Below are 22,063 nucleotides of genomic sequence, written 5' to 3'. Positions count from 1 at the left end.
AACTGTTGAAGAGCAAAACTCAAGAGCAAAAGGGGGGGTTATGGCAGAACGTTTAACCAAGTCAGCCGCGCGCAATATCTTTTACGGTGGTTCCATTTTCTTTCTGGTGGCCTTTGTGGTTCTGACTATCCAAAGCCACCTGTACATTAAAAATACTTCAACGGATGAAGCGACGCTGACGGAAGCAGTTGCCCGGGGCAAGCATGTATGGGAACGCCATGCGTGCATTAATTGCCATACCCTGCTAGGTGAAGGCGCTTATTTTGCACCGGAGCTGGGCAATGTCTGGGTTCGATATGGGGGGCGCGAGGACCCGGCAGGAGCACGGGCGGCCCTTAAAGCCTGGATACGGGCACAACCCTTGGGGGTTGAAGGGCGGCGCCAGATGCCCCAGTTTAACCTGACTGAGCAGGAACTGGATGACTTGATTGATTTTCTTGAATGGACGAGCCGTATCGATACCCAGGGTTGGCCCCCCAATGTTGCCGGCTAATTAATTTAAGGAGTTTCCTAATGAAATATCAGACCCAGAAACTTGCCTATCCTTATTTTGTGGCCGCTTTGGCCCTATTTCTAGTGCAGGTCGTGGCGGGCGTACTGGCCGGTAGTGTTTATGTCTTTCCGAATTTTCTCTCGGAGTCGGCCCCTTTCCATATCATCCGCATGATACATACCAATGCCCTGTTGGTGTGGCTCTTGCTCGGCTATTTCGGGGCCAGTTATTTTCTCATACCTGAGGAAAGCGAGCATGAGATTCATAGCCCGAGGGTGGCCTGGTGGCAGCTGGGGATCTTTGTCTTTGCGGCTTTAGCGGCCGTGGTTGGCTATCTTTTTCGTGTCCATGAAGGCCGTGAATTCCTAGAGCAACCCCTCTGGATCAAGATCCTCTTGGTGGTTGCCTTTTTATTGTTTCTCTATAACGTGACCATGACCGTATTGAAGGGGCGAAAGACCGTGGTTTCCACCGTTTTGCTCCTGGGACTGTGGGGTGCCGCCTTATTTTTCCTCTTTGCCTTTTATAATCCCAGCAACCTGTCTCTCGATAAGCTGTATTGGTGGTGGGTGGTTCATGTTTGGGTCGAGGGGGTGTGGGAACTTATCATGGCCTCTATGCTGGCTTTCCTCCTTATCAAGTTGACCGGCGTAGACCGTGAGGTTATTGAAAAATGGCTCTATGTGATTGTGGGTTTGGCCCTCTTTAGCGGCCTTTTAGGGACTGGCCATCATTATTATTGGATCGGCACTCCAGGTTATTGGCAATGGGTAGGCAGCGTTTTTTCGGTACTTGAAGTCCTGCCCTTTTTCGCCATGGTACTGTGGGCTTTTTATCTGGTCTACCGAAGCGGGCGTGACCACCCCAACAAGGCTGCTATGCTCTGGAGCCTGGGCTGTCCAGTGATGGCTTTCTTCGGTGCCGGGGTATGGGGGCTCATGCACACCATAGCGCCCATCAATTTCTATAGTCATGGCACCCAGGTGACTGCTGCCCATGGGCATCTGGCTTTCTATGGGGCCTATGTCATGTTGAATTTGGCCTTCTTTACCTATGCTTTACCGGCCCTGAGAGGTCTGCAGCCCTTCAACCAGATTCTAAATATGTGGAGCTTCTGGATTATGACCTCAGCCATGGCCTTTATGACCTTTACCCTTACCTTTGCCGGAGTGGTTCAGACCCATCTCCAACGGGTGCTCGGCATGGGTTATATGGAAATTCAGGATCAGCTAAGCTTTTTCTACTGGTTACGTTTGGGGGCAGGAGTGGTTTTTCTCATTGGCGCCTTGCTTTACCTCTTGGCGGCGCTAGGCCCTGTCCGGGATCAGATGATGGCCTCCCTGAAAACCCAACCGGCTGCTAAGTAGAGGCGGGGACAGTGAAAGTTTCCTGGTCCCACAAGGGGTTCAAGCGTCTCACTTGGCCGGAGAGTCTTGTCATTTATAAATCAATAGCTTTCAATCCAGCGTGACTTAGATCGTGACTTTCCTCAGATTCAATTTTATCCAGAACTCACACGGCACGGCGCACGTTGTCTGGGGAAAGATGGGCAGATCTTTCTGTCATCGAGATACTGCTGGCGTGCTTCGCTTAGTCCCTCAGGGAGAAGCTGTTGGATTCTTTCGTTTCGAGTTTTGACTGGCATAAATCTGCCTCCATGTCTTGCAGTAACTTTTTCATGCGCTGGATGTGCAGCGTCATGGCGTTCTGGGTCATCACCAAACGGGCCACTAAGCAACCGATCATGGCCTCACTATTGGGGCTAAGCTCGCGGGCCTCATGGATGACTTGTTTGCATCGTTGCCACATCAGGTGGGCCTTCTTTTTCCATCTTTTTCTCCTTCCAGGCACGCTACTGCTGGTAGGTGTCTTAATTAGGTGGTTGCGGGCCGGTCGCTACTCCGGCTGCCGGTTTGCGTTGCCCGTCCCCCGGCTGGTGGTCCCGATTGCTACGGGCCTTTGGCTTACACCGCGCGTGTCTGCGAATTTCCACGCCGCCGCAACCTGAACTCCTGCCCTCAATGTCCCCGTGGGGATGTTTGGGGGCTGATGGGGAGAAATTACAACCGATAGTTGTAATTTTAGCAAAAGGCTACAACCATCTCCCAGTCACGCCGTAGGAGGGTTTTAGCAGGCATTAGCTGATCCACCCCCATCGCTGCGCGCCGGAAAAGGGAAAGGGATGAGGGATGAGGGATTGGGGAGGGATCTAATTGCCGTAGATTCAGAGTGCTGGCTATAGCAGCATTTACACTATCTTTGGATGGATATACTGCTATTGTTATAGAGAGGGCGTGCCAGATTTAGGAGCTAGCCTGTACTGCGTCGTCCTTGATAGAAAAGTCTACAGCATGAACGCTTTCATCTGAAAAGGAAAAAGGAGATCCTATGCTTATGGTCAAGAAATTTGCACTCATCTACGGGATAACCTATGCCATTTTGGGTGTCCTCGGATTCGTACCCGGCCTTGTGACTGCGCCGGAAACAGCGACCCATCTAGCTGCAGAGACTGCACACGGCAGACTGCTTGGTATTTTTCCAGTCAATCTCTGGCATAATTTGGTGCACCTGGGGATAGGTGTCTGGGGTATTGTGGCAGCAAAAGGCTTTGATGCATCCGTTTTATATGCTCGTGCTAATGCAGTGCTGTTCGGCTTGTTGGCTATTCTAGGGTTGATTCCCGCGACTAATACACTATTTGGATTAGTACCCCTCCATGGGAATGACATCTGGCTACACTTAGTCAATACGGCTCTTGCAGGATATTTTGGCTTCGGTCCTCCCGTCCGTGGAGAGACGACACCAAGCACAAGCCGTGGCTGATTACCTCTTTGTTGCTAAGTAGGGATAGGTCGGTGCAAAGCGCCGGCCTATCGCAATTCTATGGTCTTCAATACCCACGGCGCAGCCAGCGGAATTACCTACATAGCGCCTCACACGGCATTCCATCTCCATCACCATCCAACCGCGTGAGTTCACACTGCTCCAAGTAAAACCGGGCCTCCGCGCAATTTGCCATCAGCTTGCAATAGCACTTGGCGCCACAGGTGGAAGCCTGCGAGGCTTTCTGAATCTGGGGTGATGCTCTTTGCTTCTTACCTTGCCGTCGCCACTCCCAAGGCGGTACCTGTTGCGCCTCGGGCAGGGACCACAGGCCACGTTTAGCTTCTTTGGCCTCGGCTTCTACCTCTAGCAGCGTTCTGTCGCGCAGGTATTGCCGGTAAACCCATGCCGCGCCCTGGTGCACCATCTCTCTATTTACATCGATATCACCCCCGTACACCCGGCCCACGGTACGCCCATAGCGGTCTACATTCTGCACTACCACACGGGCTTGTTTCCCAAAGGATAAGTCGGAGAGGACCTGCCTAGCGCGGGTGCCGTAGGGCTGCCGCTTCTCTGGCGTGTCGATTTCAGCCAACGCACTTTTACTTGGCGCTTCTCTACCGTAAGGAGGGTGAGAATATCCCCGTCGCTGATACCGACGACTTTGCCAGTATGGGTAGTATTAGCAAGGGCTGGGGTAGCGTAGAGCAGTAACGCCGATAGGAAAATATAACTTTCATGGAGCTCCTTCTTTCTTCTTATTAGAGGAGTCTATGATCAGCAGATGGGGATAAAAACAAAAGCCCGCGCAGGGCCTGTTCAAGGATATCGTATGTTAATGCTGATAAGGTGCCCGTGGCTATTTCGGGCTGTTTTGTAATGGCACTGGCGTACCCGCGCGCAGTCCGCTCTCCTTTGTAAATAGCTGCAAAAGCAATACCCATGCACTCACCTTATCGAACCCTGTCCTCCAGGTAACGGAGTGCCGCGATCATATCATTGGAGGTGATCTTTTCGTATTTGCCGTTAAATTTCTTGGTGATCGTCAGATCTTTTTGGTCATTCCCAGACATCATAATTCCCCTCAAACGCGCCCTTATAGCGGTTCTCATTTAAGTTAGGGACAGAGGCCACAATGCTTAAAGTAGGCTTGACAGTTTTGAGGGGAAATCAGCGTAAGCGCTTCGCTGAGGGCTTGATAAAGCTGCTCTTTTGTCCGGGCCGCTTTTTTCTTTAGGACATGTTTTAGCTTGGACCAGGCGTATTCAATAGGATTGAGCTCAGGATGATAGGGGGGTAGAAAGACCACCTTGGCGCCGGTCTGCTCGATCTTCTCGATAGCCTCTTCATATCGATGAGCGGCGGCATTATCTAAAATGACCACTTTCCCTTCCTGGAGGTGAGGCCAGAGGAAATGTTCGACATAATAAAGGAAAACGGGGCCATTGAGTGTGCCTTCAAAACACATCGCTGGCAGTACTCCGTCTCTGGACAGAGCGCCGATGGTGCTGATGCGCTCGCCTTGGGTCGTTGGTTTTTCTCCATAGGCTCTTTGCCCTTGAGGGGCCCGGCCATACACCGGGGTCAGATTCAACACCGCTCCGGTTTCATCGAGCACAATGAAGTCTTCGGGGGAACACAGGCTCACTTTGATCCAATACTCAAGCCAGCGTTGTTGGACCCGGGGGGTGTGTTTTTGGGGATCGTAGACCGTTTTTTTTTCGCGTGATCCGGTGCTTTTTCAGCCCTCGATCCATCGCCGAGGTGCTAATCGTTTCACCAAAGCGGGCTTCAAATCGCTGGCACAATTCCTGGAGCGTTAAATCGGGTTCGCACTGCAACACCTCGGTCAAATACTGGGCCCTCGGCTCATCAATTTTTGCCGGATGCCCCACTCCTTCCCGGCGCTTGGGATGGACCGTCCCCGTCTCCCGAAAGCGCCTCAAAAAACCACTGACCGTGTTCTTCGACAGTTTAAATCGTGTCGCCAGCTGACGGATTGAACCCTCTTTGTTCGCATAGGCTTCAATGACTTTTTGGCGTAAATCCAATGAATACGGTGCAGGCATCGTCGTTAAACCCCTTCAATCGGGTTGAAGAAAACAAGCTATTTTAACATTGTGCCTAATGAAAACGGGAAGTGCTATATTGTCTCTTTCTCCTGGCATGCATTAATAGCTCTTGATCAAGCTGCCGAAGAGCGTCCAAGGCGAAATTAGGATCTTTATCAGCATAACCAGACCAGCCTTTCACTACTCTCCGACCTCTCGCAATCCCTATGAATGCAACTCCTATAATATGCCCTTGTGAGGCATCATTATTTTTGTTTTTCTGTTTTTTCTCTCCTCTAAGGAAATCATCCAAGGATTCTCCAGGGCCAAGGATTACGTATTCATCATTTCTACGATCTAGCCCGCCCCTTCGCTCGAAGTCGACTTCGTGGACATTTTGCCGGCGGTCCCTGCCGCTGCGGCGGTCTTTGGTTCCGGCTTGACTATTTTTCTGCCATGGGGAAGGAGGAGCTTTTTTATTTTCTTTGCGGATGTCTTCTTCCTCTACCCCAAGCAACATTAGGATAGCTTTAACCTTCCCAGGCGGGGCTTGGGCGATAAGACGGGCGAGCTGTAGGACGTGAGGGGGAAGATTTTGCTCATGAATTTCTTCTTTATCGCCATAACACATCGGCCCTTGACTGGTTAACAGCCATTCCCCTCTGACGCCGGTTCGTTGGGCAATACCCGCTATTCGTTTGGTGTCTGGAATACTTTCCCCAGCCAACCACTTTCTAACGGCCTCTCTCGATACTCCGAACATTTTGGATACGCTAGCCATCCGATTTCGGCCTTGGGGTATTCCGGCATACGCCAAGGCCTTATCTAGCCGAGCGGCAAAATCCTTTTTCGATTGTTCAGTATTTACAACCATAGGTTGCAGTTTATTGGTTTTTTTCTCCAATTATCAGTTATCGACTATTGGCAACCATTGGTTGTACATTCATGCGCATGAAAACACCCATCCCAAAATCAATCGAGATTGTTGGTAGCCAAACTGCCTTAGCGCGCTCATGTGGTGTGCGCTATCAGGCCGTTCAGAAATGGATCAAAAAGGGCCGCGTCCCCGCTGAGCGTGTCTCGGCCATCGAACGCGCCACCAAGGGCCGCATCACCCGTTATGAGCTGCGGCCCGACATCTTCGGGGAAAGGGAAGAGGCCGCCGTATGACTCCCACCTGCCGGCACTGCCGCCACGCCAAGCCCTGGCTTGTCCATGGCGGTGTCCACGTCGAATGCCTGGCCAAAGGCGAGCGGGGCTATGCCTGGGATATCGAGCGGCAGTGTGGGCAATTTGAACGCAAGTCATTAGAGCCTCTTGGAAATCAACCTCGACGCTATAGGAACCATGATGGATGACCGAGGAGGAAATTACCCACAATGTCGAAGTTCTGATACCAATTCGTAATGACCCCGCATGTTATAATAAGCAGGTTTGAAAGCGAGTTTATGGGGAGGAGCGAGGTTGATGAGTCGCCGCCTAGAGCTAGCAATCACGGAGAGTGCCGAGGAATTAAAAGCGCTGCTTCATCAGCAGAGCCAGGTGAAAGGCAAAGAACGGGTTCAGGCGTTATATTTGCTCAAGAGCGAGCAAGTCACCGAACTCAAAGCCTTGGGGAAAGTCCTAGGCCGCCATCCCTCGCCCTTGTATCGCTGGTTTGAGGGGTATCGGGCCCGGGGGCTCGCAGGCTTGCTGGAACTCGGGACGGCGCATAATGGGCGTGCCCGAGCTATACCGCCGGCGGTTGAGCAGGCCTTAAAGCAGCGCTTGGAAGTCCCCCCGGGCTTTAAGAGTTATGGGGCCATTCAACAGTGGCTGAAGGAAGAGTACGGGTTGCAGATCAAATATAAGACCGTGCATCAAACGGTACGTTACCGGCTCAAAGCCAAGCTCAAAGTGGCACGCCCGAGCCACCTTCATCGAGAAGAAGCGGCGGGGGTGGACTTTAAAAAAAGCTCCCACGGCGCCTAGAAGTTTTGCCGGTCCTCTACGGGGCTGAAGACTCCGCTTTACCGGTGCGCTACGGGTGTGATGATGAAACACGTTTTGGGCTCAAAACGATCCCCCGGCGGCTCATTACCCTGCCCGGCACCAAGCCCCTAGCGCCGGTGCAATGGCCATTTAAAGCCTTCTATCTCTATGGGGCGGTAGACCCGCTGAGCGGGGAAAGCTTCTTTTTGGAGTTCTCTCATCACGATAGTGATTGTTTTCAGATTTATTTGGAGCAACTCGCTCAACGCTATCCCCACGATCTCCCTATCGTGCAGCTTGATAATGCCCGCTCTCATTGGGCCAAGAAGCTGGAGTTGCCTGAGAATATCGTGTTGATGTTCCAGCTTCCCTATAGCCCCGAGCTCAACCCTATCGAGCGACTTTGGCAACACATGAAAAATCAGCTCAGTTGGGTTCTCTTCAGTACCCTGGACTCACTTCGACAGACTGTCGGGGAAATCCTCCAGGACCTCACTCCACAAACGATTCGTTCTTTAACCGGTTACCCCTTCATCCTCTCCGCTTTAAAACATGCAAATATTTAAGGAAATGGTAGAAGAAGGCACTGAAGGCACGGGCGCGTGCCTCCAGCCAAGCTCAGCATGGGGTGATCCTTTCCAAGAGCCTGCGGGAACTGGAGCGGGAGGTGCGGTTTGCGTTGCCGGGGCAATGGCACCCCTATGAAGGGTAACTTTTACGCCTTCTATTTCTAGTTAAATATCAATTGGAGAGCGCGGTGCGTCTCTGGTCAATACACCCGAAGTACCTCGACCAGAAGGGATTGGTAGCGCTTTGGCGTGAAGGGTTGTTGGCCCAAAAGGTGCTCATGGGTCAGACCCAAGGGTACAAGTTCCATCCCCAGCTGATGCGATTCCGAAAGACTAAGGACTCGATATTGGCTGTTGGGACCTATTTAGTGGAAATTATGAAAGAGGCGGAAAGGCGGGGTTATCGGTTTGATGAGAGTAAAATAGTTAAATCAGGAAATTGCTCTAAAATTGACGTACAGGCTGGCCAAATTGAATATGAATGGAATCACCTTTTGAAGAAATTGAAAGCGCGTTCTTCCAACGTATACGATATGAATAGGGGCGTAGTTGATAAAGAAGCTCATCCGCTATTTAGGATAGTCTCTGGTGGAATAGAAGACTGGGAGCGGCCGGGGGTAAAGTAGGAGAGGGTGGAATGGCTGAACACGAGCTTTCGCAGGACAAGATCCTGATTGCACTTACTGAAGCAGGCATTTCTGAAAAAGAGGCAGGGAAAATCGTAAGGTGCCTTAAGGACGAGACGTTGGCTGTGGGAGATTCCTCGTCTTTATCGCCTGAAGAGGTTAAAGGCGTTCTACTTAGCGCTGGCTTTGATGATAAAGCGGTTCAAGAGCTTAGTAACGCGATGGCAGAGAAAAAGATATCTGCAGTTGCACAGAGTGTGATTAAAATACTTGCCAAGATTCTTGGCTATAAGCTTGGCGTTTTAACAGGAAATCCAGCCGCCGGAATTTTTCGGCTGAACTCGCAGAACGCTTTTTCGAATATGTCATTAGGGATTTTCAAAGAAGTGGGGCATTATCGGAGTTTCTTTTTGCCGCTGGGCTGGGTATCGGCTACCTGTTGGCATTGCCGATACTAGGACCTGCCGCGCTTGCTCACACACTTTATACTGGCGGAGAATCGGGCGAGGGTAATACGCTGGATGCATATGAACAGTTCATGCCATAACATTTGGAAGCAGGATGAAATTGACAGTTGTTCTTGAGCCCAGCGAGGAGGGGGAGGTTACACCGTACACGTTCCCAGTTCTCCTGGCTGTATTAGTGAAGGTGACAGCAAAGAGGAAGCGCTACTCAAAAAGAGGCTATCAAACTTTATTTTTAGCCTGTGGAATGTGGGAGATGAGGTGGACTACGGTTTTCTCTTACCTCAGACATACCAATGGTGAGCTAAATGCAAGCACTTCTACGCATTTCCACGCCCCAAACAACGACAGGACGCAGAGCAGGATGATAGCGGTCCCAAAGAGCCAAGAGTCGTACTTATAATTTTTCATATATTTTTAACCCCTCAATCGCAGAGGAAATCAAAGGAAATCAAAGGCAATCAGGAACCTAACACCCAGCAAGGGTGACACTGCAAAGAAGCATAGAAGGTCGGCACACCCTTCTGCAAGTGTGCTAAATTTATTTTTAGCCATTTTATTTTTTCCCCCAAAAATATGGAATGGTGAGGCCCTGCTCGGTACTGCTATACTTGGCAGGGCCGCTTTATTTTTAGTGCTTTACTTCATTGGCTATTAGCCTTTCCAGTTCGTTAATTCCTGCAGGCAGCGCCTCAAAGTGCCGTCGGAAGAACTTGTTCTCTAATTCCATAACGGCACACTTAAAGGCCAAGAACCATCTGTCGCGACTTGTCTATATAAAAATACATGCTTACCGTTGCTTAAGTTCTGCTTCTCAATATCTATTTAGCAAAAAAATCTAGTAACAAAAAAAAGAATGGAACTCCTTCAGTTCATGATGAATGACCAGCTAGACCATGAGCACAATAGGATTGGTCTAATTGACCTTATGACTAAACTCTATTCCATAAATTGAGTTCTTCGCCCAGATGCCGAAGAACAACAGAATAAACTTGAGCTGTATTTAGAATTTCTTGTCGATTGAGGGGAATTAATGCGCGTGAATGATGACTATGTGGTCACCAATAAGGCAATAAGCAAAATAGAAAAATACGAAGAAGAAGAGCAAAGACACACGGAAGCAGTAAAGCTTCAAAGAAGAATGGTTTGTTTGACTTTTTTATTGCGTTTTTTGCTATAGCTCAATCGGGAATGATAAAACTTCCGATGATATTAGATATGACCACTCCACAGGAGTATGAAGCGCCTAACCTTTATGCTGCCTACAGTTGTCAAGAACAAAAAAAACGAATTAATAGCTCCTCGGTGCCAAATTTGACGTAATATAAGGCGTCATTCAGGATATCTACTTTGTAGTTAGATTTATCGGATAATGTTGAGTAAGGTTTCAGATTCAGGTTCCGCTTGGTATCCAGTTCCTATAAAGAAATTGGACACTTTGCTTATCAAGGCGATCTACTCTGGAAGAGGGTACAGTCACCCATACGCTCTTCGTCGCAATATTGCATACAATCTTCAGTACTTGGAGTACTTAGATCGGACTGTCCAGGACCTGAAGCTAAGTTCTGTGCTCTTGACTCAAACCTGGAAGTCTTTCGTTATTGCTGGTTGTGGAATCATTGAATCCTTACTCCATTATTTGCTTATTGCGAATGGAGCTCATGCCAAGACGAAATGGGATCTGGTTGCCGTTGCTCCGGGAAACTCGAAAACATGGGATGGCGAAGTCCGGAAAGTAGACTCTCATGTTTACAAGAAGCGAAGTAGTCCTCGGCTTGAACAAATGAGGTTTGACGCAATGATTAAGAAATCCGAGTCAAAAAAGGTGCTTGGCTGCGAACACAGCATATATCCACTGCTCAAGAAGCTTCGCCCACTCCGAAATAAGTTTCATCTTCAGGAAATTGGCAATGTGGTTGACACAGATTGGAATGCCTTTAACTGGTCAGAAGCCTGCTTCATGGCCCAGGTAATACAGAGAGTTTTTACAAGCACCATATTTAACCCCAATGCAGATGAAAGGGGATATTTCGACTATCTGTCAAGGTACCACGAAATCTAATCGGGTCGGAGGGAGAGTTGCCCCTCCCATCCGCTTCATTGTTAAATTTAAAAATATCATCCAAAATACGTGAAATTATGGCGCTAACTCAAATGTAAATTATCCAGTCTCTTGGCGAGGCAATGAGCTGGTTTGAAAGGGAACTTGGTTGGGGTGTTCCTCCCACTGAATTAAGGCATCTATGCGGTCGCATTGGGGAGTTATACGCTGCTTTAATCACAAATGGACAAATGGCTACAGAGGTAAATCAAAAAGGGTATGACGTTGTCAGCGGAGACGGAGAAAAAATATCTGTAAAAACAACGGCAATGATGGGCAGTGGAGGGCATGTCAATTTTAATTCAAATACTCTTGAAATCGTGGATCGCATAATTATTCTGCGAGTCAATACAGAGGAAATGCAGGTTGAGACATTACTGAACTCAACAACTTCTGAAACCATGGAGCTTGTGGGACCTGAGAAAAACGGCAAGCGGCCGCTGGCCTTAAGCAGATTAACAAAAACTCCAAAAGACAAAGCAAACATTAAGCCCATCAAAGAAGTTGAATTTCAGGGTTATACAATAAGAGAACTGGAAACAGGGACAATCGAGGTTGAACTAAATGGTGAGCTGGTAAGCCCTGTAAAACCAGAGCTACGGAAATTGGCAAAGATACTCAATGTTAGCCTATTGAACAGTAATGGAAATTTTTTAAATACGAGGCAGCTTGGCAGTCAGCTGATTAAAACTATTAAAGAAAATAATAAATAAAGACTTAATCGGGTAACCGGGGGTTTCTACCCCTAGTTTCCATGCCACCACGGTTCGCCTCGTTCTGGGGTTAGGGGGGATCCGATTCGATAGAATCCAACGCTGATTGCAGGTAAGAGGATATCAACCGCTTGGAGGGTTGAGTATGGTAGTGGGGTATCGATAGGGTACTTATAAGCTCGCGCTGGGGGGCGATATGGCTTTTATTTTTAACGTAAAAAGCTTCATTTAAAACGGCTATTTCGTGCTCTATATAAAGCGAAGAAGATTATTTTAGATTTTGGTCCCTATTGGCGGCTGTGCTGTAATTGGAAAAACATTTGAGCTTTTATCACCTGATTATGAGTCAGGGAAAAATAATCTTTTTTTAGCCCTTAGTGCTACATGGAAAATTCCAGTATATTTATTTGCCAACGAACTGTTTCCGAAAGAGGATAATTATATATTAGCATCTTTTTTTGGTGTCTTATTTGCCTTATTAGCTCTTCCAACTAAAGATGATGATACAGCATTTGGCCACAGCATGGTTTGTGTTGGCACCTATTGTATATTTATGGTCAACAGGTGGTCTGTAATAAATTTTACAAGTCGCATCAGTCCGATATGCTACCTCGCGTGGTTGATACTTGGCGTTGAGAATTCTAAAGAATCGATATAGGAATCTTTTTAACCTTGACAATGTTTGCAACAATTTTTGCTGGTGTCTCAGTCTTTGTCCTAGGGCAATTTGTTCTGAAGCTCGTTTTTGAACCTATCGTCGCCTTCAAGGAAGTTCAAGGAGAGCTTAGTCATCTCTTCTTGTTTCACCAAGCAAAGATCACTAACGCCTATAGGACGCAGGTGCTGCATGATGAGGTCAGAAGGATATCTGCGCAGATATTAGCCAAAAAAGAGGCATACAGGTTGCTTTCCCAGCTTTTCGGTTTGCCGCGAGAGCAGACTGTTATTGATGCGTGCAGAGCCCTTAATCGTATTGCCCGCCTACTGATGGAAGGTTCTTCGGACACTGGCCAAAAGGTGGATCGACCAAAGGAAATATGTCAGGCGATGACAGAGGTTGAGCAGAAGCTTCGCGTTCGGGTGTCATATAAGTAGAATTTTCGGCACTAAACCTTACCCGCATCAGGCTAAATATCAGGTTCCCAGAGAAGCACTGAGCAAGGTTGGCCCTTCACCTGTGCAGGGTCCAGGGCGTGCAGCTAATGGAAAAAGTGGAGGTTATCAACTCAAGAATAAAAGCAGGGGAGTGATAGGGTGCCTATAGTTTGCTCGGGATAGAGATAGCTATTGCCTCAAAATAAATTGAGTATGTATCGCTGGCGCAAGCATAAAGATGTTGTCTGGGCCGGGTTGCTCTTCCTTATAGGCGGTTTAACTACCATTGCGCTTACAGCAGTTGATGTACGGACGGGTTTGGAAAACCAATACTGGCCGTCTACCCCTGGTCAGATGCTCTCAGCTCGGTTATTGGGTGGCTATGGCAGAACCCCCTATCATATTACAGTTGAATATGTCTATGAAGTTGACGGTTACCGTTACCGTGGCCATGTCATTGGATATGGCGGGTTCCACTTGGTTTGGAACAGTGATGAAGCCCAACGCCGTGTAGCTGGCTGGCGTGCGAAGACGTGGGTTCCCGTGTTCTATGATCCCGCTGAGCCAGAGCGGGCGGTACTGATAAGCGGGGTGGATGAAGGAATCTTCATCTACTTCATTGTCGGAGGTGTGGCCGCAGTTTTAGGTATTCTCTTTTTCTTTGTTAAGGAAGCGCCAAGCTAGCGTCACCCGTAGAGCTGGTTTCCAAATCCCGTGTTTAAGGGTTGAGCAGGCGAAAGGTGAGGACCGCCGGTGCCATTCCATTGCGCGGGTAGAGAAATAATGGCGGCCCTCAAAAAGGAAAGGCTATTTAATTGTAGAAGGAAATAAACGCTGAATGTCTTATTTTTTTGAGAACTCATTCACATTTTTGCTGATTGCTCTATGGCATTAGCCCCGCCATCTCAGCAGCGAGGCCTCTTCATTATTCCTATTCCTTCCCATCCTGACTCTCCAGTGGGATGGCGCTGAAGAGTCGCTCGAAAAACCCTGTCTCTAGCTCCATCACGGCGGATTTGAACGCCAAGGCGTCAAGTAAGGCTCTGGCCTGCTCCTAGCTGTTGGCGGGAATTTTGGCCGCGGAATCGGCAAAGAGCTTTGTCCCGCAGCGTGGCCCAGGCGCTCCATTGGGCGGCATTTTGGTAGTGGAAGCAAGCGCCAATCAGATAGACCAGGCGCTTGAGCTCGTATTGCACGTGGGAAATAGCTTTTTTGTTAGAGGGTACTTTTACCCTCAAGTATGGCCTTGACCTCACGAATTTCCGTTTCGTTTTCCTCTAAATTAATGACGCTAATATCTGGGCTAAAGCCTAGTTTGGCAAGAGCGGGTATGGTATGCCAATCTTCATGAGATTCCATCTCCCCGAGATTGCTTTGTAATTTCGCTACGATAACCACATCCACTAAATCCGGTTCTGATTTGGGGTTCCGCTGGAGGTCATTATGCTCGGCGGTAACGGCTACGAGCTCTGGTGGAAAACGCCAACTATCTAGGATGGCTTTACCGAGAGGGCTAGAAAGCTGGGTAATGATTTTATCTAGCACCATCTCGTTCTCTAGTAATTCCGGAGTATCTTCAGCACGCATGAGAATAGGAAGCGAGCCAATTTGGTGAATCAGTCCCCCAAGCCATGCTTCGTCCGCTTTAAACGTGTCTATCCGGCCGGCAAGGACATAGGCAATGGCGGCCACTTGGGTGCTTTGTTCCCAAAGTTTGCGCATGCGCCGATCCACGGACTCAGAGGTCGCTTGGAATATTTGCTCCATCACTAGACTAGTCACGAGGTTGCGTACCAAGGTGATTCCTAGGCGAGCCAGAGCCATCTGGACATTATCAATGGGGTGACGGCCCCGATAGAGGGGACTATTCGCAATTTTAATCAGACGAGCCGAGAGGGCCGCATCAGTGACAATAATTTTTGCAACCTCGGCTGCCGAGGTATTCGGATCGTCGACCACCTCGCGGATCTTTAGGGCGACCTCAGGCAAGGTGGGTAGCACCAAATGATTATTGGCCAAATCTTCAAGAATTTCAGTACAGAATTGCTCTATTTGAATCACCTCGTTTTCCTCCGGGTGTTGATAGCGTATTGGTGCCTGATAAAAAACCTGGTGAGCCAATACACGCTTGCTAGTCCTGCATATTGGTAATATAAGGATTTGCCTGAATTGCCAGAGCCAAAATATCGCTATTGACAACAGCCGTGGCTATTTTGGATACGGTGGTCAACTACAATTGCAGTATATCCAGTAGGTGGCTGGTGGAAATACCGTATTGCACAGGAGCGCTGGCAGAATGCCGTGCGTTACAGCCTAATCAGCATCCATGTGCCCGATGAGCGCGCGGATATTTACTCTATTGTCGAGAATCGGGTTGAGACTAAGGTTAAAGTCAACACATCACTGTAGTCGCCAAAGACAAGGGGCTCAAGTGTTGTCTATTGCTACCTAAATATAACCCACAAGAGAAGCACTGAACAAGACTGGCCCTTTACCCGTGCAGGGTCTAGGGTATGCTTGTGCCGTTATCTGGTTGCAAATAGGATGATGCCAACCATTTTGGAGGGTTAAGGAGAGTGGTGGGTTGCCGATAGATTACTAATAACTTGCTAGGGGCGATTAAATTACCCCCGCAAAGCCGGGGGTTTACCTCAATGAATTAGCACTACAAAGGAGGTCCTATGACAATCTGGTACTCAAAGGATGTCGGTGATGGGGTGGCTGCCCTCGGGCCAAGCACTGCGATTCAAAGAGCGTTCTTGAGGGTGGTTGATCAGGGCCGTTTTACGACAGATATGGCGGTTTTCTCGCGTTACGACCTGTCTCGAAATGTCGTCACCCTTTACTTCACGCCCTCGGCATCCGCACTGGCTGTCAAGTTTGGTGCCACCCCCAGTGAAAAGCCCATACCGGATTCTCGTTTTGCCCGCCTTGTCGGGGACCAAAAGAGTTGGGATATTCACTTCCCCAATTACGAGCCGGGCAGCAGGCAATGAACGTTAAATAAAAGTCAGGCTTTGCTTAAAGTAGGTAAAGATGAGGGCCGCCGGCACAATTGCGCGGGTAGGGGGAAACGTGGCGGTCCTCAAAAAGGAAAGGCTCTTTAAATTAACTATAGAAGGCGCTAAACGCTGAAAGCCCACTTTTTTTGAGAACCAATTCACATTTTGGCTGATTGCTCGACGTTATACGAATGAGGATCCGTAAGATATCGAAGGTGTGGATTCTCATTGAGGAGGGCAAGCCATGTCGAAAAACGGTATGCGCCCAATTCACCCGGGCGAGATTTTGCAAGAGGACTATCTAAAACCGTTGGGAATGAACGCGAATGCGCTAGCCAAAGCAATGCATGTGCCGGCGCCACGCATCAACGATATTGTGCTTGAGCGGCGCGAAGTAACAGCAGATATGGCGATGCGCCTGGCACGATATTTTGATACGACCGCCGAGTTTTGGATAGTCTTGCAAACAGAGTACAACTGGGATACAGCTGCAATCGAGCAGGCAAACCTCATTGACAGCAAGGCTTAGCCCCATAAGAACAGCTATACGGTTACGCTGGTTGCAGGCGGGAGAATGTCAATAGGGGTTTTAAGGATAAGGGCGGGGTGAAGATATACCCTTAGGCTGGCTTTTTATGCCTTTACGGGGCGTTTATGTCATCACGCTGCAAACGGAGGATTTATGAAAATTATTCGGCTAATTTTTATTGTAGCTCTTCCCCTGCTTTGGGCCAATATTGCATTAGCATCAGATACCCAGCAGCAGGCGATACAGGGATTGTCCGCATGGGTGAATCAAAGCGGTTCGACCCTCCATATTGATAGTATTGATCCCGCTGGTCAGATAACTGGCCATTATATCAATCGTGCACAAGGTTATGGATGCCAAAACACTCCCTATCCAGTAACCGGGTGGGTTTATGGGACAGCAATTACTTTCACTGTTAAATGGGAAAACGCAACAGAGGCATGCAACTCCATTACATCCTGGACAGGTTTTTACTATGATGGGGTGATAACTACCCTATGGCAGCTAGTGGTTAACAAATCAAAGAATAAGAAACAGATTATTCAAGGGCAAGATGTTTTTAAGCCGGTCAAGCAGAAAAGATTGCCTTCCTTAAAATTAAAATAGCCTCCTTTAGAGCGCCATCGGAAAGAAAGGATTTGGCCGCTATACGCGAAGCTGGTTGCAGGGGGTGGCTTTGCCAACAGGCCAAAAAAAGAGGGCAAGGGAAACCTCCCCTGACCGCCAGCGAGCATCGGCAAAGGCTTGCGCCGGAAGAAGGGACTCCACCACTATTCCAGCGGGACACGACCTCTTATGGGGGTAACCTCTCGGGTCTTTTCTTGCTGGGAGAGCACGAGATTAATAAGTTCGGTGTAATTTCCGACCTGGAGTTTTTTCATCACCCGAGCCCGGTGGCTTTCCACGGTTTTAATACTCACGTTCCATTCAAGGGCCATCTGCTTGCTCAGTTTGCCCGCTATCATTCCTTCCATGATTTCCCATTCGCGCCGGGTTAACCGAGCAAGCCGAGCGGTGATTTCTGCTTCTTTGTGTTGGGTGATTTGGTTTTGCCGGACTTGGGCGAGACAGGCCTCTATGCGCGCTTTGAGTAATTCAATGCACTCTAAGGGCCGGATAATAAAGTCCACGGCTCCGCCCTGTATGGCCTGAGCGGCCTCAGGCACTGTTGCCCCCCTCGAGACGAAGAGCAGCGGAAGCCAGCTATCCTGGTGCTGCAGATATTGCTGCAGCCTTAAGCCGCCCATTTGGGGGGCGTGGATATCCAGCAGCAGGCAACCCGGGAGAGTGGGATCAAAGCCCGCTAAAAACGCTTCAGCCGTAGCGTAGGCGGTGTAGGGGATACCCATTGATTCACTCATTCGACATAGCGCCTGGCGCATCCCGCTATCGCCACTTACAATAAAGAGGGTGGCTGCTGGACTCATAGGTTCTGGAATATCGCCAAAGCTCCGCCGGTACTGGGTGAGATCGGTGATGGGGTTTGGATGGGAGTGATTCATGCCACACCTCTGGGGCAAGGATAAGGTTTACTCAAGGGATTTAAAGCCGCCTCTTGAGCCGGAGCGGAGGTGAGCGTGCGCGGGTGATAAGCGGGGCGATGACAGGCCCTGCTCCGACTGTGGAGCGTGTGGGAGAGGCTCTTTAAGGGATGCCTCTCTAATAACATCATAGTCTCCTTCTGATAAAGCACTCGGTGCCCCAGGGCCGGCTGCGCTTAAAGGGGGTTTGTAAATTTTTTTTTACAAAGTAAAGCCCAAAATCCTCAACGAGGAAAGCAAATTTTGATGTGTCTAAAAGGGATGAGATAAAGGAAGCGTGGATGACGCCGTGACTGATTTGGGAGAATGTGCGCGGCCAACTCATCCAGGCCGGGGAGGGCCACACTGCTTTTTGGCCGTGTTCCCGATCGCACCGCAGAGCGCTAATGGAAGGGAGGGGGATGTCAACTCTCTATGTATACAATAAAAATCAAACGGAAACGGCCTAGGACACCCCCAAACGTGAAGATGACCAAGTATTTCGAGGCCATGCGGAGTCGGCCTGATCGTGCCATAATCAAGTTGGCGTGAATCCAGCACGTGATGGATCATCCTATAAAAGAAATGATCCAAGAAGATGGCCGCATTCGCCGGTGGGCGCCCATCAAGGAAGCGGGGGGACGCTATTTGCGTGTGATTCTCCTTCCAGATGGTGAGACGGTGATAACGCGTTCTTCGACCGGAGATTTACCCCATGAAGATCAAGTACTTCCAGGATACAGATACACCCTATATTGAGTTTCGGGAGACAGAGGTTGCCGAGAGCAAAGATTTTGATGAGAACACCGTTATTGATGTTGATCATAAGGGAGATATCTGCGCTATCACCATCGAGCACGCTAGCAAACGAGCTGACATCCCCCATTTCTCCTTTGAACAGATAGCTGCCTAAACTACTCGCCTTCTCAGTGCTGTTGCGTTCATAAATTTCGTCATTGGGGCACAGGAAGGCAGCGAGGGACACCAGAGGGAAGGAATATAGCCGGTGAGAGGGAAGGGGGTGCCTGTGAAAAAGCTTCTCCCAAAGCGGGTAGGTACCCTCTTCTTTGCCTCCGATTGCAGGGAGCAGTTGATGAACCGTGCAGTCCAATGGCCGTCTTTAGAGCGCCAGGGGAAAGGAGGGGGACCAACTCAAGAACTGGTATTGGTATAGGTAAAGAGTTAACCTTTTAGCGTGACTAAATCGTGACTTCGTTTGTCACAACGTGACCCAAAATAGGTGTTTTTGTCACGTTTTAAAGTGGGCATGGCGCTTAAATTATTGACTAATATAATATAAATATGCAAGCAACCGCCTTGGCCGGAGAGGCTCCCTTTTATCTACCCGTTGGCAATGAATGTGCCTTATTTGAGGCCGCCTATCGCCATCAACTCCCCCTTTTGCTCAAGGGGCCCACAGGCTGTGGCAAGACCCGTTTTGTGGCCCATATGGCGGCTCAGCTGGGCCGCCCCCTCTTTACGGTTTCTTGCCACGATGATTTAACGGCGGCCGATCTTACCGGCCGCTATCTCCTTAAGGGAGGGGAGACCGTCTGGGTCGATGGTCCATTGACCCAGGCCATTCGGGAAGGGGGGATCTGCTATCTGGATGAGATTGTGGAAGCCCGTAAGGATGTCACCGTGGTGCTCCATCCCCTCACCGATGATCGCCGCATCCTGCCATTGGAGCGCACCGGGGAGACTTTGAGGGCGCCTGAGGGGTTCATGCTGGTGGTCTCTTATAATCCGGGCTATCAGAATATCCTCAAATCCTTAAAGCCCAGCACTCGCCAGCGTTTTGTGGCCCTGAGTTTTGATTTTCCTCCCCCTGAGGTGGAAGTCGAAATCGTTGCTAGTGAAAGCGGTCTTCCCCGGGAGCGCTGTGTTCCTCTTATTAACTTGGCAAACGGCTTGCGGGGATTGAAGGGGGTGGATCTGGAAGAAGTGGTCTCTACCCGGCTATTGGTTTACTGCGCCATTTTAATGGGGGAAGGACTAGATCCTTTTCAGGCGGCCCAGGTGGCCCTGGTAGAACCCCTTTGCGATGAGGCTGAGGTCAAGGAAGGGCTGTTGGAACTGATCCGAGCTACCTACGGCTAGTCCCCATGTGGCAATTTCTGGAGCTGGAAGAGCAGATTGGCCGCTATTGGCACCGGCTTGTGGGGCAGGCGGCCAGCTATCCTTATCATCCAGAGGCTGCGGTGACCCTGGATTCGGTTCGTGCCTCCCTGAGTGTTTTTTTCCGGGGACTAGGAGGGACGCCGGGGCTGGAGCTGGCGGCGGGGTTGCCCCAGTCCTCAGGGCATCGCCTGAGGCTACGGCAGCGCTTGGGGCTCGACCAAGAGCGCCTGCCACAGGCGGCGCGCAATCCTGAGCGGTTGCTGTTACCCGCTGCTATTGCCTGCTTTCCATCAGTTTCCCTCAACCGGTGCCTTTACTTCTGGCTGGCTGCTTTTTTTGCCCTGGCAGAGCATTCTTCTGGTCAGCCCCCGGCGGATCCTCTTCAGGCGGATCTGGCCTTTTTACATCGGTCCTATGGGATTAGTTTAAGGATCTGCCGTCGCTATCCCGGGTTGGCGCAGAGTTACCAGACACTCTGCGCGGCGCTGAGGGAATTGCGGCCACCACGGTCTTTACCCCCCCAAGAGCAAGCCGTGGAAGCGGCGATCCTAGCCCTACTGGAAGCTAAGTCTAAGTGCTCAAATCCCCTTGGTAACGCATTGCTGGCGGCTGTTATGGCCCCAGAGCCTGATTTCAGTGGTTGGCGTGCATCTAAGGGCTATCATCCCTTTCTTCCTGTGCCCCTATGGGGAGAAATCAGTGGGGAATTTAAATCTCCAAGTGCTTTATCGTCGCCTTCCGAACAGGCCGATGGTAGCAGCCAGCAGGAGGGGGAGGATAGCCGCCGAAGGCAGGCCCAGCGGGGGAAGTATGAGCAAAGCGAGCGCGACGATCCCCTGTTGTTAAATCGCTTTGAAAAACTCATCAGTTGGGCCGAGATGGTCAATGTCAACCGGGCAGTGGAAGACGAGGATGAAGAGGCCGCGAAGGAGGTCGCCGATGCCATGGAGGAGCTGGCCCTAAGTTCCCATCAGCGGCGGGCGGCCACTAAACTCAAATTTGATTTGGATCTGGCCCCCAATGATGTAGATCCTTCCGCTTTAATTGCTGAGTTTACCTATCCTGAGTGGGACTACCGCCGTCAGAGCTACCACAATAATCACTGTAAGGTCGTTTCCCAGGTGGCTGGGGAGGAGGGGGAGCTATGGAAACCTGATCTCCAGGCCAGACGCCGCCTTCGCCGGATCCGGCGCCAATTCGAGGCGTTGCGTCCCAAGCGTGAGATCTTGCGCCGCCAGCTTGATGGCACCGAGCCCGATATGGATGCCTTGGTGCGGTCCCGCTGTGATTTAGTGGCCAGCGGCAGTGGTTCCGATCGGGTGTATCTCTCTGCGCGCCAGCAGGCCCGGGATTTGGCTGTGGCCATGCTGGTGGATGTTTCCTTGTCTACCGACAGTTGGGTCGATAACCGCCAGGTCCTTGAGGTGGAAAAAGAGGCCCTGACCGCCATGGCCTCTGGCTTAGCCACCTGTGGGGATGCCTTTGCGATTTATACTTTTACCTCGCGCAAGCGGCATTTTGTCCGGGTTGCCACAGTCAAGGATTTTGCGGCCCCCTTTAGCAGCCAAGTGTTGCGGCGCATCGCGGCTTTGCGTCCCGGCTACTACACTCGCATGGGCGCGGCTTTGCGCCATGTCCAGCAGCAGTTGGCTCTGCGTCCCGAACGGCACCGTCTTTTACTTTTGTTAAGTGACGGCAAACCCAATGATCTGGATCACTATGAAGGCCGCTACGGTATCGAAGATACCCGGCAGGCGATTCTAGAAGCTCGCCGAGCAGGATTAGCCGTCTTTGGCATTACCATTGATCGTAAGGCCCAAGATTATTTTCCCTATTTGTTTGGCCGTGGAGGCTATGCCATTGTGGCTCGGCCTGACCGCCTTCCGCAGGCCTTGCCCATGCTTTATCAGCAGTTGGTGGGGTAGTTTAAAAGCGACTTCATTTGTTCGGAGATGGCTAAGAGAGTCTTGCGGTTGCTCAGG

General features: G+C 50.1%; 30 protein-coding genes and 1 pseudogene. 23 read left to right on the top strand and 8 right to left on the bottom strand.

Annotated elements, in window-relative coordinates:
- The first annotated feature begins 40 nt into the window (after nt 1-40).
- Together E3U44_RS15675 and E3U44_RS15670 are read left to right on the top strand one after the other, a co-directional pair.
- Nucleotides 41-493: a c-type cytochrome gene (locus E3U44_RS15675; RefSeq protein ID WP_134359044.1), complete on the top strand. Its 453-nt coding sequence runs from the start codon at nt 41-43 to the stop codon at nt 491-493.
- A 20-nt stretch (nt 494-513) separates the two neighbouring features.
- Nucleotides 514-1,860, top strand: coding sequence for a cbb3-type cytochrome c oxidase subunit I (locus E3U44_RS15670; protein WP_134359043.1), 1,347 nt, complete (start codon nt 514-516; stop codon nt 1,858-1,860).
- 223 nt (nt 1,861-2,083) lie between these two features.
- On the opposite strand, the gene E3U44_RS15665 is transcribed toward E3U44_RS15670, so the two are convergent.
- On the bottom strand, nt 2,084-2,302 hold the full coding sequence (locus E3U44_RS15665; protein WP_134359042.1) for a hypothetical protein: 219 nt from the start codon (nt 2,300-2,302) through the stop codon (nt 2,084-2,086).
- A gap of 585 nt (nt 2,303-2,887) precedes the next feature.
- On the opposite strand from E3U44_RS15665, the gene E3U44_RS15660 reads away from it, so the two are divergent.
- Nucleotides 2,888-3,316, top strand: a complete 429-nt coding sequence (locus E3U44_RS15660) for a DUF4383 domain-containing protein (RefSeq protein WP_134359041.1) — start codon at nt 2,888-2,890, stop codon at nt 3,314-3,316.
- Between the two features lie 94 nt (nt 3,317-3,410).
- Here the strand turns inward: E3U44_RS15660 and E3U44_RS15655 are convergent, their stop codons facing one another.
- From E3U44_RS15655 to E3U44_RS15640, 4 genes and pseudogenes are all read right to left on the bottom strand, one after another.
- Entirely contained in the window at nt 3,411-3,914 is a 504-nt protein-coding gene (locus tag E3U44_RS15655) for a thermonuclease family protein (RefSeq protein WP_240761574.1), read from the bottom strand.
- Between the two features lie 522 nt (nt 3,915-4,436).
- A pseudogene (locus E3U44_RS15650) lies at nt 4,437-4,979 on the bottom strand (IS630 family transposase); the annotation flags it as partial.
- A gap of 1 nt (nt 4,980) precedes the next feature.
- Nucleotides 4,981-5,388 (bottom strand): helix-turn-helix domain-containing protein, encoded by a 408-nt coding sequence (locus E3U44_RS15645; RefSeq protein ID WP_134356860.1) that lies wholly within the window; start codon nt 5,386-5,388, stop codon nt 4,981-4,983.
- A 55-nt stretch (nt 5,389-5,443) separates the two neighbouring features.
- Nucleotides 5,444-6,244: a helix-turn-helix domain-containing protein gene (locus tag E3U44_RS15640; RefSeq protein WP_134359040.1), complete on the bottom strand. Its 801-nt coding sequence runs from the start codon at nt 6,242-6,244 to the stop codon at nt 5,444-5,446.
- 71 nt (nt 6,245-6,315) lie between these two features.
- On the opposite strand from E3U44_RS15640, the gene E3U44_RS15635 reads away from it, so the two are divergent.
- From E3U44_RS15635 to E3U44_RS15580, 13 genes are all read left to right on the top strand, one after another.
- Complete coding sequence (locus E3U44_RS15635) at nt 6,316-6,540, top strand: transcriptional regulator (protein WP_240761572.1); 225 nt, start codon at nt 6,316-6,318, stop codon at nt 6,538-6,540.
- The gene (locus E3U44_RS15630; protein ID WP_134359039.1) at nt 6,537-6,728 is read left to right on the top strand and encodes a hypothetical protein; all 192 of its coding nucleotides are present in this window, start codon (nt 6,537-6,539) and stop codon (nt 6,726-6,728) included. The genes E3U44_RS15635 and E3U44_RS15630 overlap by 4 nt, the downstream gene beginning before the upstream one ends.
- Nucleotides 6,729-6,837: 109 nt before the next feature.
- On the top strand, nt 6,838-7,341 hold the full coding sequence (locus E3U44_RS20150) for a helix-turn-helix domain-containing protein (protein ID WP_134359038.1): 504 nt from the start codon (nt 6,838-6,840) through the stop codon (nt 7,339-7,341).
- Nucleotides 7,342-7,346: 5 nt separating this feature from the next.
- Nucleotides 7,347-7,907 carry an IS630 family transposase gene (locus tag E3U44_RS20145; protein ID WP_134359037.1) on the top strand — a complete coding sequence of 187 codons (561 nt, stop codon included), beginning with the start codon at nt 7,347-7,349 and terminating at the stop codon, nt 7,905-7,907.
- Nucleotides 7,908-8,098: 191 nt separating this feature from the next.
- Nucleotides 8,099-8,536, top strand: coding sequence for a pyrimidine dimer DNA glycosylase/endonuclease V (locus E3U44_RS15615; RefSeq protein ID WP_134359036.1), 438 nt, complete (start codon nt 8,099-8,101; stop codon nt 8,534-8,536).
- 11 nt (nt 8,537-8,547) lie between these two features.
- Nucleotides 8,548-8,994, top strand: coding sequence for a hypothetical protein (locus E3U44_RS15610; protein ID WP_134359035.1), 447 nt, complete (start codon nt 8,548-8,550; stop codon nt 8,992-8,994).
- 103 nt (nt 8,995-9,097) lie between these two features.
- On the top strand, nt 9,098-9,403 hold the full coding sequence (locus E3U44_RS19705) for a hypothetical protein (protein WP_206054810.1): 306 nt from the start codon (nt 9,098-9,100) through the stop codon (nt 9,401-9,403).
- A 636-nt stretch (nt 9,404-10,039) separates the two neighbouring features.
- Entirely contained in the window at nt 10,040-10,180 is a 141-nt protein-coding gene (locus E3U44_RS19410) for a hypothetical protein (protein WP_166805101.1), read from the top strand.
- A 192-nt stretch (nt 10,181-10,372) separates the two neighbouring features.
- Nucleotides 10,373-11,062: a hypothetical protein gene (locus E3U44_RS15600; RefSeq protein ID WP_134359034.1), complete on the top strand. Its 690-nt coding sequence runs from the start codon at nt 10,373-10,375 to the stop codon at nt 11,060-11,062.
- Nucleotides 11,063-11,160: 98 nt separating this feature from the next.
- The gene (locus tag E3U44_RS15595) at nt 11,161-11,814 is read left to right on the top strand and encodes a DUF6998 domain-containing protein (protein ID WP_420812624.1); all 654 of its coding nucleotides are present in this window, start codon (nt 11,161-11,163) and stop codon (nt 11,812-11,814) included.
- Between the two features lie 280 nt (nt 11,815-12,094).
- Nucleotides 12,095-12,472 (top strand): hypothetical protein, encoded by a 378-nt coding sequence (locus E3U44_RS15590; RefSeq protein WP_134359033.1) that lies wholly within the window; start codon nt 12,095-12,097, stop codon nt 12,470-12,472.
- A 14-nt stretch (nt 12,473-12,486) separates the two neighbouring features.
- On the top strand, nt 12,487-12,909 hold the full coding sequence (locus E3U44_RS15585) for a hypothetical protein (RefSeq protein ID WP_134359032.1): 423 nt from the start codon (nt 12,487-12,489) through the stop codon (nt 12,907-12,909).
- Between the two features lie 192 nt (nt 12,910-13,101).
- Nucleotides 13,102-13,593, top strand: a complete 492-nt coding sequence (locus E3U44_RS15580; protein WP_134359031.1) for a DUF3592 domain-containing protein — start codon at nt 13,102-13,104, stop codon at nt 13,591-13,593.
- 347 nt (nt 13,594-13,940) lie between these two features.
- On the opposite strand, the gene E3U44_RS19405 is transcribed toward E3U44_RS15580, so the two are convergent.
- Both E3U44_RS19405 and E3U44_RS15575 read right to left on the bottom strand, forming a co-directional pair.
- A complete protein-coding gene (locus E3U44_RS19405) occupies nt 13,941-14,105 on the bottom strand; it encodes a hypothetical protein (RefSeq protein ID WP_166805100.1) in 165 nt (54 codons plus the stop codon).
- A 19-nt stretch (nt 14,106-14,124) separates the two neighbouring features.
- Nucleotides 14,125-15,030: an HDOD domain-containing protein gene (locus E3U44_RS15575; protein WP_240761571.1), complete on the bottom strand. Its 906-nt coding sequence runs from the start codon at nt 15,028-15,030 to the stop codon at nt 14,125-14,127.
- 560 nt (nt 15,031-15,590) lie between these two features.
- Here E3U44_RS15575 and E3U44_RS15565 point away from each other — a divergent pair.
- The 3 genes from E3U44_RS15565 to E3U44_RS15555 all read left to right on the top strand — a co-directional run bounded on the left by E3U44_RS15565 (nt 15,591) and on the right by E3U44_RS15555 (nt 17,046).
- Nucleotides 15,591-15,905: a hypothetical protein gene (locus tag E3U44_RS15565; protein WP_134359030.1), complete on the top strand. Its 315-nt coding sequence runs from the start codon at nt 15,591-15,593 to the stop codon at nt 15,903-15,905.
- Nucleotides 15,906-16,155: 250 nt separating this feature from the next.
- Nucleotides 16,156-16,440, top strand: coding sequence for a HigA family addiction module antitoxin (locus E3U44_RS15560; protein WP_134359029.1), 285 nt, complete (start codon nt 16,156-16,158; stop codon nt 16,438-16,440).
- A gap of 153 nt (nt 16,441-16,593) precedes the next feature.
- The gene (locus E3U44_RS15555; RefSeq protein ID WP_134359028.1) at nt 16,594-17,046 is read left to right on the top strand and encodes an avidin/streptavidin family protein; all 453 of its coding nucleotides are present in this window, start codon (nt 16,594-16,596) and stop codon (nt 17,044-17,046) included.
- Nucleotides 17,047-17,210: 164 nt separating this feature from the next.
- On the opposite strand, the gene E3U44_RS15550 is transcribed toward E3U44_RS15555, so the two are convergent.
- On the bottom strand, nt 17,211-17,942 hold the full coding sequence (locus tag E3U44_RS15550; protein WP_134359027.1) for a response regulator transcription factor: 732 nt from the start codon (nt 17,940-17,942) through the stop codon (nt 17,211-17,213).
- Between the two features lie 733 nt (nt 17,943-18,675).
- On the opposite strand from E3U44_RS15550, the gene E3U44_RS15545 reads away from it, so the two are divergent.
- The 4 genes from E3U44_RS15545 to E3U44_RS15535 all read left to right on the top strand — a co-directional run bounded on the left by E3U44_RS15545 (nt 18,676) and on the right by E3U44_RS15535 (nt 22,006).
- Entirely contained in the window at nt 18,676-18,873 is a 198-nt protein-coding gene (locus tag E3U44_RS15545) for a DUF2283 domain-containing protein (protein WP_134359026.1), read from the top strand.
- Between the two features lie 114 nt (nt 18,874-18,987).
- Complete coding sequence (locus tag E3U44_RS19400) at nt 18,988-19,134, top strand: hypothetical protein (protein WP_166805099.1); 147 nt, start codon at nt 18,988-18,990, stop codon at nt 19,132-19,134.
- A 128-nt stretch (nt 19,135-19,262) separates the two neighbouring features.
- Nucleotides 19,263-20,060 carry a CbbQ/NirQ/NorQ/GpvN family protein gene (locus E3U44_RS15540; RefSeq protein WP_134359025.1) on the top strand — a complete coding sequence of 266 codons (798 nt, stop codon included), beginning with the start codon at nt 19,263-19,265 and terminating at the stop codon, nt 20,058-20,060.
- A 5-nt stretch (nt 20,061-20,065) separates the two neighbouring features.
- Complete coding sequence (locus E3U44_RS15535; RefSeq protein ID WP_134359024.1) at nt 20,066-22,006, top strand: nitric oxide reductase activation protein NorD; 1,941 nt, start codon at nt 20,066-20,068, stop codon at nt 22,004-22,006.
- Nucleotides 22,007-22,063 lie beyond the last annotated feature (57 nt).

Origin of the sequence: Nitrosococcus wardiae, assembly GCF_004421105.1 — a bacterium.
In the GTDB taxonomy this organism is placed as follows: Bacteria; Pseudomonadota; Gammaproteobacteria; order Nitrosococcales; family Nitrosococcaceae; genus Nitrosococcus; species Nitrosococcus wardiae.
The sequence above is the reverse complement of the archived record's forward strand: the minus strand, read 5'-3'. Positions and strand labels throughout refer to the sequence as shown.

Excerpts from the sequence above, each read along its gene's own strand:
- E3U44_RS15540 (WP_134359025.1), top strand. The coding sequence starts at position 19,263 with ATGCAAGCAACCGCCTTGGCCGGAGAGGCTCCCTTTTATCTACCCGTT.
- E3U44_RS15555 (WP_134359028.1), top strand. The coding sequence starts at position 16,594 with ATGAAAATTATTCGGCTAATTTTTATTGTAGCTCTTCCCCTGCTTTGG.
- E3U44_RS20150 (WP_134359038.1), top strand. The coding sequence starts at position 6,838 with ATGAGTCGCCGCCTAGAGCTAGCAATCACGGAGAGTGCCGAGGAATTA.
- E3U44_RS15610 (WP_134359035.1), top strand. The coding sequence starts at position 8,548 with ATGGCTGAACACGAGCTTTCGCAGGACAAGATCCTGATTGCACTTACT.
- E3U44_RS15560 (WP_134359029.1), top strand. The coding sequence starts at position 16,156 with ATGTCGAAAAACGGTATGCGCCCAATTCACCCGGGCGAGATTTTGCAA.
- E3U44_RS15545 (WP_134359026.1), top strand. The coding sequence starts at position 18,676 with ATGAAGATCAAGTACTTCCAGGATACAGATACACCCTATATTGAGTTT.
- E3U44_RS15535 (WP_134359024.1), top strand. The coding sequence starts at position 20,066 with ATGTGGCAATTTCTGGAGCTGGAAGAGCAGATTGGCCGCTATTGGCAC.
- E3U44_RS15630 (WP_134359039.1), top strand. The coding sequence starts at position 6,537 with ATGACTCCCACCTGCCGGCACTGCCGCCACGCCAAGCCCTGGCTTGTC.
- E3U44_RS15660 (WP_134359041.1), top strand. The coding sequence starts at position 2,888 with ATGGTCAAGAAATTTGCACTCATCTACGGGATAACCTATGCCATTTTG.
- E3U44_RS15645 (WP_134356860.1), bottom strand. The coding sequence starts at position 5,388 with ATGCCTGCACCGTATTCATTGGATTTACGCCAAAAAGTCATTGAAGCC.
- E3U44_RS15600 (WP_134359034.1), top strand. The coding sequence starts at position 10,373 with ATGTTGAGTAAGGTTTCAGATTCAGGTTCCGCTTGGTATCCAGTTCCT.
- E3U44_RS15640 (WP_134359040.1), bottom strand. The coding sequence starts at position 6,244 with ATGGTTGTAAATACTGAACAATCGAAAAAGGATTTTGCCGCTCGGCTA.
- E3U44_RS15635 (WP_240761572.1), top strand. The coding sequence starts at position 6,316 with ATGCGCATGAAAACACCCATCCCAAAATCAATCGAGATTGTTGGTAGC.
- E3U44_RS15550 (WP_134359027.1), bottom strand. The coding sequence starts at position 17,942 with ATGAATCACTCCCATCCAAACCCCATCACCGATCTCACCCAGTACCGG.
- E3U44_RS19705 (WP_206054810.1), top strand. The coding sequence starts at position 9,098 with ATGAAATTGACAGTTGTTCTTGAGCCCAGCGAGGAGGGGGAGGTTACA.
- E3U44_RS15565 (WP_134359030.1), top strand. The coding sequence starts at position 15,591 with ATGACAATCTGGTACTCAAAGGATGTCGGTGATGGGGTGGCTGCCCTC.
- E3U44_RS15675 (WP_134359044.1), top strand. The coding sequence starts at position 41 with ATGGCAGAACGTTTAACCAAGTCAGCCGCGCGCAATATCTTTTACGGT.
- E3U44_RS15665 (WP_134359042.1), bottom strand. The coding sequence starts at position 2,302 with ATGTGGCAACGATGCAAACAAGTCATCCATGAGGCCCGCGAGCTTAGC.
- E3U44_RS15670 (WP_134359043.1), top strand. The coding sequence starts at position 514 with ATGAAATATCAGACCCAGAAACTTGCCTATCCTTATTTTGTGGCCGCT.